Origin of the sequence: Streptomyces sp. NPDC102451 (genome assembly GCF_044765485.1) — a bacterium.
Lineage (GTDB): Bacteria > Actinomycetota > Actinomycetes > Streptomycetales > Streptomycetaceae > Streptomyces.
The window spans coordinates 478,473-489,331 of sequence record NZ_JBIWKD010000006.1 but is presented as its reverse complement, the minus strand read 5'-3'; the positions used below and the strand labels follow the sequence as shown (position 1 = coordinate 489,331).

Genomic DNA, 10,859 nt, shown 5'->3' with positions numbered 1-10,859 from the left:
GGTTTCACCGGGACCAGCCTGTGGATCGACCCCGGCACCGGCCGTTACGCCGTACTGCTCACCAACCGGGTCCATCCGACACGGGAGGGCGACGGCATCGTCGGGCTCCGGCGGGAGTTCCATTCCGCGGTGGGGTGAGACGACACCCGCCGTACCGGGCGCGGACCCCAGGAGGGGCCGCGCTTGACACCCATGCCCCGCGATGACCATGATTCCATTAATTGACTAATTGAATTGGGGCGAGGCGCGTGGCGGAGACGAGCAATCCGGGCGGAAGTCCGGGCACCTGGGCACTGGAGGCCCGCGGTCTGGGGAAGCGCTACCGGCGGGGGTGGGCCCTGCGCGACGTTTCCTTCCGGCTGCCGGCCGGACGGATCTGCGGTCTCGTCGGCCCCAACGGCGCAGGGAAGAGCACCCTGTTGGGCCTGGCGTCCCGTCAGATCGTGCCGACGCAGGGCGAACTGCGGGTGTTCGGGGTGCCGGTGGGTGACTCCCGGGTGATGCCGAGGTTCGCCTTCCTCGGGCAGGACAAGCCGATGTACAAGCGGTTCACCGTGGCGGAGACGCTGCGGATGGGCAGCGAGCTCAACCCCGGCTGGGACGCGGCGGCGGCGGAGCGGATCGTACGCTCGGGCGATGTGCCGATGGGCGCCGCGGTCGGGACGCTCTCCGGCGGGCAGCGCACCCGGGTCGCCCTCGCGCTGGCCTTCGGCAAGCGGCCCGACCTGCTGCTGCTCGACGAGCCGATGGCGGATCTCGACCCGCTGGCCCGCGACGAGATGGGCACCCTGCTGATGGCCGAGGCCGTCGAGCGCGGCACCACGGTGGTGATGTCCTCCCACATCCTGGCCGAGCTGGAGGACATGTGCGACTACCTGCTGGTCGTCGCCGACGGCCGGATCCGGATGGCGGGTGACGCCGACGCGCTGGTCCCGGCCCACGCCCTGGTGACCGGCCTGGCCGAGGACGGGGGCCTGCCCGCCGACCTCGCACGCCACACGGTGATCGAGAAGCGCGTGCAGGGGCGGCAGTTCCAGGCCCTACTGCGGACCGACGGCCCGCTGACCGGGAACTGGCAGGTGGCCGAGCCCAGCCTGGAGGAAGTGCTGCTCGCGCATCTGCGCTCGCCGGACGCGCCCGCGCTGTACACACCCGGCGCACAGAACGAGACCGAGGGGACCAGGACCGCATGAGCACCACCGTGACCGGCACACCGGCCGCACGCACCGCCCGCCCGAGGGTGCTGCGCGGACTGACCTGGCTGGTCCTGCGCCAGCACCGGACCACACTGATCTGCGTCCTCGCCCTGGTGGTCCTCGGCTCGCTCTGGATCGTGTACCAACGCGGCCAGTTGAACGATCTGCTGGCGGCCGCCGACCGGTCCGGGAAGAGCGTGCCGCAGCCGGCGGTGGGCGAGAGCTTCAGCAGACTGACCTCCCTGCTGACCCTGCTGCCCGGCGTCCTCGCCGTCTTCCTCGGCGCCCCGCTGATCGCCGCCGACCAGGAGCAGGGCACCGCGCAGCTCGTCACCACGCAGTCCGTGACCCGCCGCCGCTGGCTCGCCGCGAAGCTCGGCTGGTGCCTCCTGATCACCCTGGTGGCCTGCTCGGTGCTCTCCGCCGTCTTCACCTGGTGGTGGCGGCCCAACCGTTCGGTCCTCCCCAACCTCTGGATGGACGCGTCCGCCTTCGACACCACGGGCCCCGTCCTCCCCGCGCTCGCCCTGTTCCTCACCGCGGCCGGCATCACGATCGGCATCCTGCTGCGCCGGGTCCTCGCCTCCATGGTCGTCACGTTCGTCTTCTGTGTGGCGGCGCAGACCGCCTGGGGCATGTACCGGGACCTCCTGGGCACACCGCGCACCCTCACGTATCCGCTGGACGCCGCCCTCCCCGCCCGTCTCGACGACGCGTACGAGGTGGACCGGTGGGTCGGCAGCGCCGACGGCCATCTGTACGGGTGGGGTTCGTGCGCCGAGGTGACCGAGAAGGCCACGAACGCGTGCATCGAGGAGAAGGGCATCGTCAACAACGTCTACGAGTACCTCGACTACGACCAGATGGCCGCCATGCAGTGGACCGGCGCAGGCATCCTGCTGGCGGGCACCGTCGTACTGACCGCGTTCGCCCTGTGGTGGGCCTCCCGCCGCCCCTTGTAGGGCGAGACCTCGTTGTAGGGCGAGGCCTCGTTCTCTCCGTAAAATGTTGCTCATCGAGCGGAAGGTGATGTCCGTGGTCGTGTTCCGCATCGACCGGCGCAGCGGCGTGGCGACGTATCTGCAGATCGTCCGTCAGGTCGAACAGGCCCTGCGGATGGGCGCGCTGGAGGAGGGCGACCGGCTGCCCACGGCCGCGCAGGTCGCCGCCGCCACCAAGGTCAACCCGAACACCACGCTCAAGGCCTACCGGGAGCTGGAGCGTGCGGGGCTCGCGGAGGTGCGCCAGGGGGCGGGGACGTTCATCACCCGCACCCTCGCCGAACCGGACTCCGGCCCCGGGTGGCCGCTGCGCGGCGCGCTGACCGAATGGCTGCACCAGGCGCGCGACGAGGGCCTCGGCGGCGAGGAGGTCCAGGCCCTGTTCCGGGCGTCCTTCGAGACCGTCTATCCCTCGGAGAAGTGAGCACCCGGCCGCTCGACGCCCGGGGCCCGGCGGCCCGGCGGTCCGGGTGACAGGGACCTCGCGCGATCGATTGTGACCAGGTCGAGCCCTCGTCGCCGGCACCGGGCCAGGACAGGGTGTGAAGAATGCGCGAGGATCATGCGGAGAACTGGAGGACCGGCGCGCAGCCGGTCACATCCTCCGCCTGCCGCCACGGCAGCCATTCATCCTCGGGGACCCACGTGCGAGTGAAGCGAAGAATATGGGCCACGGCCGCCGTTGCGACGACGGCCGTGGCGGGTGTCCTGGTGTTCGAGGGGGTGACCGGCACCTCGGACGTGCCCGACGGCATCGGCGCCACGTCCGGTCCGGCGCGCACCGAGGTGCACCACGACGCCCTGAAGGTGTCGGGCGACGGGGCGACCGCGTCCCTGCGTCGCGACAGCACCGAACCGTTCAGCATGCTGGGCGTCACCTGGACCGACCCGTCGGCCAGGGTGACCGGCACCGTCGAGGCGCGTACGCGGTCGGTGCGGACCGGTGACTGGTCGGCCTGGCTGCCCGTCGACACGGAGGTCGACGGACGTACGGAGGCCGGGCAGCCTGGGGTGCGCGGCGCCACGGAGCCGCGCTGGGTCGGCCCCTCCGACGGTGTGGAGGTCCGCGTGTCCGCCGGGAAGGGCACATCCGCCGGGCTCCCCGCGGGACTGCGGCTCGACACGGTGGACCCCGGAAAGGTGTCCGGGACCGAGCCCGCCGCGTACGCCGCCGACGCCACCGACGAGCCGTCGGCCGACCCGGCGGACGGGCCCTCCGAGCCGGCCGGGAGCCCGGCCGCCGACCCCACCGCGGACCCCACCCCCGACGCGACCGCCGCGGACGGGACCGCCGAGCCGGCGACCGAGGAACCGGGCACCGACGCCCCGGAGGACCCGGCCCCGAGCACGGACCCCGGCACCGGCGCCTCGCCGTCGGCCCCGGCCGGGTCCCCGTCGCCCACCGCCGGACCGACCGGGACCCTGCCCCCGCCGCTGCCGTCCACGGCACCGAAGCCTCCGATCGTCACCCGGGCCGGCTGGAACGCCGACGAGTCCCTCAACGACGAGTCGCCGGACTACATGGACACGGTGAAGGCAGTCTTCGTGCACCACACGGCGCAGACGAACGCGTACTCCTGCGCCGACTCCGCGGCGATCGTCCGGGGGCTGCACGCCTACCACGTGCGGTCGAACGGCTGGAAGGACCTCGGCTACAACTTCCTCGTCGACAAGTGCGGCACGGTCTTCGAGGGCCGCAAGGGCGGGGTGGACCGCGCCGTGCAGGGAGCGCACACCTACGGCTTCAACCGTGAGACGGCGGGCATCGCCGTCATCGGCATGTACACCGACTCCGCCGCCGCGACCCCCGCGACGACCGCGGTGGCCAGGATCGCCGCGTGGAAGCTCGGCCAGTACGGTGTGAGCCCGTCGACGACGACCACACTGACGGCGGGCGCGAACGGCACCAACTACGCGGGGAAGACCTTCACCGCGGGGAAGACGTACTCGTTCGGCCGGATCTCCGGGCACCGCGACGGCTTCAACACCCAATGCCCCGGCGCAAAGTTGTACGCGCAGCTGCCCACGATCCGCGGTTACGCCGCCGGCCCCGTCGCGGGTCTCACCGTCACGTCGGTGACCGGCGCCGCGCTCTCGGGCGCCACCTACTACACCAAGGCGGACATCACCGTCGGGTGGTCGGCGACCACCCCCGCCGCGTTCGTCACCCGGTACGAGCTGCTGGTGGACGGGAAGGCCGTCGCCACCACGAAGGGCGGCGCCTCGTCGGCCAAGGCGACCCTGGCCGTCGGCAGTCACTCGGTCCAGGTGCGTGCGACACACCTGTCGGGGAAGACGTCCGTATCGGCGGCGGCGACCGTGGTCGCGGACCGCACCGCCCCCGTCTTCGCCACGAAGCCCGCCCTCTCGCTGCGCACCGGGACGGTGAACACCGCGGCCGTTCCGCTCTCCCTGAAGTGGAAGGCCACCGACGCGGTGCAGCTGAGGGACGTCCGCCTGACCGCTCCGGTGGCCAGGACCTACGGCCCGACGACCGTCAGCGCGTCGCACACCGCGAAGTCCGGTGCGGCGACCACCTGGAGGACGACCGCGTACGACCGCGCGGGCAACAGCGCGGCCGCCTCGGTCACCGGTACGCCCGTCATCCTGCAGGAGTCCTCGGCGAAGAGGAGCGGCACCTGGACCACGAAGTCGTCGTCCAGCTACCTCGGCGGCGGATCGTACGCGAGCGGGACCAAGAACGCCTCGCTGACCTGGACGTTCACCGGCCGCTCGGTCGCGTGGGTGGTGTCGCGGGCCTCGACGTCCGGACAGGCGTACGTCTATGTGGACGGGGTCAGGGCGGCGACGGTGGACCTGAAGTCCTCCGCCACCGCGTACCGCCAGGCCGTCTGGACGAAGACCTGGCCGGCCTCCGCCAAGCACACCGTCAAGATCGTGGTGGCCGGCACCAAGGGCCGGCCCACCCTCACCACCGACGGCCTGGTCTACCTCAGGTAGCCGGGCCGCCCACCGCACCGGGCCGGCGTCCGCCGGTCCGGTGCGGATCAGGCCTTGTTCTGCGAGGCCCAGAACTCGTCGAAGGTGAGCTCGCCGTCGCCGTTGCCGTCGTGGGCGTTGATGACGGCCTGGGCGACCGTCTCGGTGACGTAGGGGTCGCCGAGCTGCGCCATGGCGCTCTTGTACTCCGCGGCCGTTATGCGGCCGTCGCCGTTCTGGTCGAAGCGCTCGAATGCCGTGCGTGCCGACTCGATGTCCGCCACTGTTCCGCCCCTTCGTTAAGCGTCGTTGACGGAGGTCAGATTATCCGGCGGCCCGGACGGCGACTCCTCCGGGCGACCGCGCCCGGCACGCCCCGGGGGACGTCAGCGGAAGACGCCGGTGTGGCCGAGGGAGTAGCGGCCGGGCTGCGGATAGACCGCGAGGCCGTGCGGACCGCTGCCGACCGGGATCCTGGCGAGCTGCTTGCCGCTGCGGGTGTCGATGGCGTACACCTCGGCGTCGTAACGCCCGGAGAGCCAGAGCACCTTGCCGTCCGCCGAGACGCCGCCCATGTCCGGGCTGCCGCCGTCGGGGAGGTGCCACTTCCCGGTGAGCTTCTCCTTGCCGAAGTCGAAGACGGAGACGGAGCCCTCGCCCCGGTTGGTGACGTACATCTGGCGGGAGTCCCGGCTGACGTAGAGCCCGTGGGCGCCCTTGCCGGTCGGCAGCAGCTTCGGGGTGGTGAAGGCCTTGCCGTCGAGCACCCACATGCCGTCGGCCATCATGTCGGCGATGTAGAAGGCCGATCCGTCGGGGGCGAGCTTCACGTCCTGCGGCATCGCGCCTTCCTTCGGCAGCTTCTGCTGCCCGACGACCTCCATCTTCTCCGTGTCGACCTTGAGGAGTTCGCCGGAGAACTCGCAGGAGACGATGAAGTACCGCCCGTCCGCCGAGAAGTCCGCGTGGTTGACGCCCGCGCAGTTCACCGGCACGGTCTTGGCGACCTTCATGGTCCGCGGGTCACGGAAGACCAGTTCGCGGTCCATGGAGGCCATGACGACGGCGTACTTGCCGTTCGGGGTGAAGTAGAGGTTGTACGGATCGGAGACGTCGAGCGTCCGGCCGGCCTTCCCGGTGGCGGGGTCGATCGCGGTGAGGCTGTCGCCGAGGTCGTTGTTGACCCAGAGCGTCTTCAGGTCCCAGGAGGGCACCACGTGCTGCGGCTGGTTGCCGACGGGAATGGTCTCGACGACCTTGTACGTCGCCGGGTCGATCACCGTCACCGTGTTGGAGTTGGTGTTGGGGACGTAGACCCGGGAGGGGAAGTCCTTGACGACCGGGGAGAGCTTTCCGGGGCGGTCCGCCGCGTAGACGTCCTCGGCGTCGAGCACGGGTGGCATCCCGGGCAGCCCGGGCGGGGTCGCCGGCCGGTCGGGCGGGGCGGCGGCCTCCGTACGGGAGGCGGCGGGCCGCGCGTGGTCCGCGGGGGCGGCGCAGGCGGCGAGTGCGGCGACGAGCAGGGCGGCGGCGGTGAGGGCGCGCGGGGAGGGAGGCATCAGGTCAACAGCTCCGTGGTGGTCACCGCGCGCAGTTGGCGCCGGTCGATTTCGGTGAGGAGGAGGGGCAGTGCGGCGACGGTGTCCCGGTAGCCGAAGTGCAGGCTCACCACCGAGCCGTTGCGGAGTTCGCCGGCGACCTTGCGGGTGACGGCCGCGACCCCGGGTGAGGTGAAGTCGAGGGAGTCCACGTCGTAGGAGAGCACGTGGGGGTATCCGGCCCGGCGCGCGAGGTCCTGGACGAGCGGGGTGGCGTGCTGGGCGCGCGAGGGCCTGAACCAGGTGCCGATGGAGCCGGTGAGCCGGCGCAGTCGCCGGGCGCAGCCGGTGATCTCCTCGTACGCCCGTGTCTCGTCCATCGCGTTGATGTCGAGGTGGCTCTGGGTGTGGTTGCCGAGGTCGTGGCCGCCGTCGAGGATCCGGCGGGCCATGCCGGGGTTCTGGTCGAGCCAGCTGCCGACGGCCAGGACGGTGAGCCGGGCGCCGGCCCGTTCGGCCGCGCCGAGGACCGCCCGGGCCAGCGTGGGGTCGCCCTGGCCGTGGAAGGTGAGGGCGACCCGGGGGCGGCCACGGGGGCCGTGCTCGATCTGGACCGGCTGCCCGGGGAAGCGCCGTGGGGCGGCGGCGGGACGTACGGCGCCGTGGGCCTTCTGGGCGCTGGGGGTACTCGCGGTGCTCTCGGTGCTCGGGGTGCTCTCGGCGCTCGGGGTGCTCTCGCCGTGCCGCACCTCCCGGGACGGCGTGTGCGGGGTCCCGTCCGGCGCGCAGCCCACCGCCCAGGCGCCTGCCAGCACCCCTCCGGCCGCCGTACGCAGTGCGCCGCGACGGGCCACCGGTGTCCTGCGACCGCTCATGGTCCACCTCGCGGGTCGGTTCGGGTGCTCTTTCCACGGGACCCGAGACACAGTAAGGCGGAATGTATGGAAATGTCGGGCTGGACGAGTGCAGCCACTTCCAGGAGGTGATCGATGAATCACCGAGCGAAGTCGATGAATGCGCAAAGAATGCCAGGCCCGTGACCCATCACACCTGCGATTCATCACCTGATTGCACAGAATTAGCCCGCATTGCCTGTTTTGCGGCTTTGGCTCCGGGGTCGCCCGTCTGCCATAGTCGGGGGCACGACCTCCTCCGACCCGAGCCAGGTCCCCCGTGCGGCCGTGGACACACCCCCCATTCCGCGGCCCCCTCAGGAACCCCCGACGTGCCTCACCCAGGCGGACCGGGGGTTTCTGCGTGTCAGCGGTCGGTGGTGCGCATCTCGAACCAGGTGGTCTTCCCGCGCGGTAAGAGATCCACGCCCCACCGGTCGGAGAGCTTGTCGACCAGGAAGAGACCTCGCCCGCTGACATCCATCTCACGGACGGGCATGAGGCACGGCAGCCCGCGCGAGGGGTCGCGCACCTCGATCCGCACCCAGCCGCGGCGTCGCAGCATCCGCAGACCGAAGACCCGCGCCCCGGTGTGCCGTACCGCGTTGCCCACGAGCTCGGAGACCAGTAGCACTCCGTGTTCGGCGGCCTGCGGGGGAAGCTGCCACTGACGCAGCATCACGCACGAGGTGATCCGGCGGGCGGTGGCCGCGGACTCCGGACGGGAGGGCAGCCGGACTTCGCCCTCCGTCGGATTTCCGAACAACTCCAGCGCCTTGAACGCCTGTTCGTCTTCGACGGCAGTCGTCCAGCGTGCCGCTGTCGCACCGCTGCGCGGTCGCGGCTGTTCCACACCCTCGAGGCCCGCCATGCTCACCATCATGGCCGCACAGAACGCGCTCTGTGACCGTTCCGGCGAATCCCTCTACCGGAACCAGTCATTCCGGGCCGGTTCTCCGGCATATGCCAGGGACAGAACGGACCCCCGTACAGCCATGCCCACCTGCGGCGACAGGGGGCGGCCGAGTAATTGCACGGGCGGAGCGGACGCCGGGCCTTAAGGTTCTCTTAAGGTCCAGCTAATCCGCCCGCACGGATGAACATGCGCGCCTGTGTACGCAACTCACGCTCGGTCAGAGGAATCGGGCCTTGCCCGGCCCCTCCTCCACGAAGCTGCGCATGCCGCGCTCACGGTCCTCGGTGGCGAACAGGCCCGCGAACCAGTTCCGCTCGATCGTGAGCCCGGTGTCGATGTCCGTCTCCAGCCCCGCGTCCACGGACTCCTTGGCGGCCCGCAGCGCCAGGGCGGGCCCCTGCGCCAGCCGGGCGGCCCAGGCGTGCGCCTGCTCGTACACCTCGGCGGCGGGCACCACACGGTCCACCAGGCCGATCGCCAGGGCCTCCTCGGCCTTCACCTGACGGCCCGTGAAGATCAGGTCCTTGGCCTTCGACGGCCCCACCAGCCGGGCCAGGCGCTGGGTGCCGCCGGCGCCGGGGATCAGCCCCAGCAGGATCTCCGGCTGGCCGAGCTTCGCGTTGTCCGCGGCGATCCTGAAGTCGGCGCAGAGCGCGAGCTCGCAGCCGCCGCCGAGGGCGTAGCCGGTGACGGCCGCGACCACGGGCTTGGGGATGCGCGCCACGGCGGTGAAGGACTCCTGCAGGGCCCGGGAGCGTACGACCATGGCCGTGTGGTCCATCGCCTGCATCTCCTTGATGTCCGCGCCCGCCGCGAACACCTTCTCGCCGCCGTAGAGGATCACCGCGCGTACGTCGTCGCGCCGGCCTGCCTCCTCGGCGAGCTCGCGCAGCCGGTCCTGCACGGCGACGTCCAGGGCGTTCATCGGCGGCCGGTCCAGCCGGATCGTGCCGACGTTGTCGCTTACTTCGAGGGTTACGGTCATGGGGAGCAGGTTAACCACTGCTAACGCGGGCGGGCCCGGTGCCGTTGGTCACAGCGCCGGGCCCGCCTCGTGGAGCGGATCTACTTGATCCACTCCGACCAGTCCATGTTCCAGCCGTTGAGGCCGTTGTCCGGCTGGATCACCTTGTCCTTGGAGTTCTTGACGATGACGACGTCGCCGATCAGGGAGTTGTCGAAGAGCCACGCGGCGGGCGTCTTGCTGTCCCAGGCGCCGCGCACGTCCCGCAGACCGACACAGCCGTGGCTGGTGTTGGTCGTACCGAAGATGCCGGACCCGCCCCAGTAGTTGCCGTGGATGAAGGTGCCCGAGGTCGACAGGCGCATGGCGTGCGGCACGTCCTTGATGTCGTACTCGCCGCCGAAGCCGACGGTGTCGCCGTTCATCCGGGTCACCTTGAGCTTCTCGCTGATGACCATCTGGCCGTTGTACGTGGTCGTGGCCGGGGCGCCCGCGGAGATCGGGATGTCCTTGATCTGCTTGCCGTCACGGACCACCTTCATCCGGTGGGAGCTCGCGTCGACCGTCGAGACCTGGCTGCGGCCGATGGTGAACTTCACGGTCTTGGCCTGCTTGCCGTAGACCCCCGGCCGCCCCTCGACACCGTCGAGGTCGAGGCGCAGGGTCACCTTCGTGCCGGCCGCCCAGTACTCCTCGGGCCGGAAGTCGAGGCGGTCGTTGCCGAACCAGTGGGGCTCGATCTCCACGGCGGGCTCCGCCGTCACGCTGATCGCCTTCTCCACGGCCTCCGGGTCGGTGATCCCCCGGGTGAAGTGGATCGACACCGGCATGCCCACACCGACGGTCGAGCCGTCCTCGGGCGTGTACTGGCCGATGAAGGTGTTCTGCGGGACCAGCGTCGTGAAGCTGGTGTCCTTCGCCGACTCGCGGCCCTTGCCGTCCTTGGCGACCGCGTGCACCGTGTACTTGGTGGCGGCGGCCAGGTGGCGGTCGGGCACCCAGCTCAGGCCGTCCGCGGCGATCTTGCCCTCGACGGCCCCGCCCTTGGGGTCGGCGACCTTCACCGTGGTCAGCTTGCCCTGCGCGGCCGAGACCTTCAGCGCCCCGCTGGTCGCCACGTCGTCCGCGCCGTCCTTGGGCGCGATGGTCACCACCGCCTGCGAGGCGCTGGTGTCCTCGGCCTTCGCGCCCGGCTTCCCGCCGTTCTTGTCGGCGGCGTTCCCGTCGCCGCCGCACGCGGTCACCAGCAACAGCAGCGCGCCCAGTACCAGTGCGAGAAGTCCCCGGGCTCCGCGCCCGCGCCTTTCCCCGCCCGCTCCGGCCCATGCCCCCGATATCGGCTGCCCGTTCAATGTGGTCGTCTCCCCTCGCACGGCCTGGCCCCGCCATGGCCCGCACCACCGCGCGCTGT

The 10,859-nt window shown here is 71.2% G+C and carries 10 protein-coding genes and 1 pseudogene; 5 read left to right on the top strand and 6 right to left on the bottom strand.

Features of this window, described 5'->3' with window-relative positions; translation table 11 throughout:
• The 5 genes and pseudogenes from ACIRD8_RS17720 to ACIRD8_RS17700 form a co-directional block, all read left to right on the top strand.
• Positions 1-138 (top strand): annotated as a pseudogene (locus tag ACIRD8_RS17720) (esterase); the annotation flags it as partial.
• Positions 139-248: 110 nt separating this feature from the next.
• On the top strand, positions 249-1,193 hold the full coding sequence (locus tag ACIRD8_RS17715; protein ID WP_403991810.1) for an ABC transporter ATP-binding protein: 945 nt from the start codon (positions 249-251) through the stop codon (positions 1,191-1,193).
• Positions 1,190-2,158 carry an ABC transporter permease subunit gene (locus tag ACIRD8_RS17710; RefSeq protein WP_403991807.1) on the top strand — a complete coding sequence of 323 codons (969 nt, stop codon included), beginning with the start codon at positions 1,190-1,192 and terminating at the stop codon, positions 2,156-2,158. The genes ACIRD8_RS17715 and ACIRD8_RS17710 overlap by 4 nt, the downstream gene beginning before the upstream one ends.
• A gap of 43 nt (positions 2,159-2,201) precedes the next feature.
• The gene (locus tag ACIRD8_RS17705) at positions 2,202-2,621 is read left to right on the top strand and encodes a GntR family transcriptional regulator (RefSeq protein ID WP_403991804.1); all 420 of its coding nucleotides are present in this window, start codon (positions 2,202-2,204) and stop codon (positions 2,619-2,621) included.
• A 221-nt stretch (positions 2,622-2,842) separates the two neighbouring features.
• Complete coding sequence (locus ACIRD8_RS17700; protein WP_403991801.1) at positions 2,843-5,158, top strand: N-acetylmuramoyl-L-alanine amidase; 2,316 nt, start codon at positions 2,843-2,845, stop codon at positions 5,156-5,158.
• Between the two features lie 47 nt (positions 5,159-5,205).
• On the opposite strand, the gene ACIRD8_RS17695 is transcribed toward ACIRD8_RS17700, so the two are convergent.
• From ACIRD8_RS17695 to ACIRD8_RS17670, 6 genes are all read right to left on the bottom strand, one after another.
• Positions 5,206-5,421 (bottom strand): EF-hand domain-containing protein, encoded by a 216-nt coding sequence (locus tag ACIRD8_RS17695; RefSeq protein WP_014153971.1) that lies wholly within the window; start codon positions 5,419-5,421, stop codon positions 5,206-5,208.
• Between the two features lie 102 nt (positions 5,422-5,523).
• A complete protein-coding gene (locus ACIRD8_RS17690; RefSeq protein WP_403991798.1) occupies positions 5,524-6,696 on the bottom strand; it encodes a beta-propeller fold lactonase family protein in 1,173 nt (390 codons plus the stop codon).
• Complete coding sequence (locus ACIRD8_RS17685; RefSeq protein WP_403991795.1) at positions 6,696-7,550, bottom strand: polysaccharide deacetylase family protein; 855 nt, start codon at positions 7,548-7,550, stop codon at positions 6,696-6,698. The genes ACIRD8_RS17690 and ACIRD8_RS17685 overlap by 1 nt, the downstream gene beginning before the upstream one ends.
• Positions 7,551-7,935: 385 nt before the next feature.
• Complete coding sequence (locus ACIRD8_RS17680; protein ID WP_403991792.1) at positions 7,936-8,451, bottom strand: ATP-binding protein; 516 nt, start codon at positions 8,449-8,451, stop codon at positions 7,936-7,938.
• 250 nt (positions 8,452-8,701) lie between these two features.
• Positions 8,702-9,469: an enoyl-CoA hydratase/isomerase family protein gene (locus ACIRD8_RS17675; RefSeq protein WP_403991789.1), complete on the bottom strand. Its 768-nt coding sequence runs from the start codon at positions 9,467-9,469 to the stop codon at positions 8,702-8,704.
• Between the two features lie 80 nt (positions 9,470-9,549).
• Entirely contained in the window at positions 9,550-10,800 is a 1,251-nt protein-coding gene (locus tag ACIRD8_RS17670) for an Ig-like domain-containing protein (RefSeq protein WP_403991786.1), read from the bottom strand.
• Positions 10,801-10,859 lie beyond the last annotated feature (59 nt).

Coding starts and splice junctions, on each gene's coding strand:
- ACIRD8_RS17685 (WP_403991795.1), bottom strand. CDS start 7,550: ATGAGCGGTCGCAGGACACCGGTGGCCCGTCGCGGCGCACTGCGTACG.
- ACIRD8_RS17680 (WP_403991792.1), bottom strand. CDS start 8,451: ATGATGGTGAGCATGGCGGGCCTCGAGGGTGTGGAACAGCCGCGACCG.
- ACIRD8_RS17675 (WP_403991789.1), bottom strand. CDS start 9,469: ATGACCGTAACCCTCGAAGTAAGCGACAACGTCGGCACGATCCGGCTG.
- ACIRD8_RS17710 (WP_403991807.1), top strand. CDS start 1,190: ATGAGCACCACCGTGACCGGCACACCGGCCGCACGCACCGCCCGCCCG.
- ACIRD8_RS17690 (WP_403991798.1), bottom strand. CDS start 6,696: ATGCCTCCCTCCCCGCGCGCCCTCACCGCCGCCGCCCTGCTCGTCGCC.
- ACIRD8_RS17705 (WP_403991804.1), top strand. CDS start 2,202: ATGTTGCTCATCGAGCGGAAGGTGATGTCCGTGGTCGTGTTCCGCATC.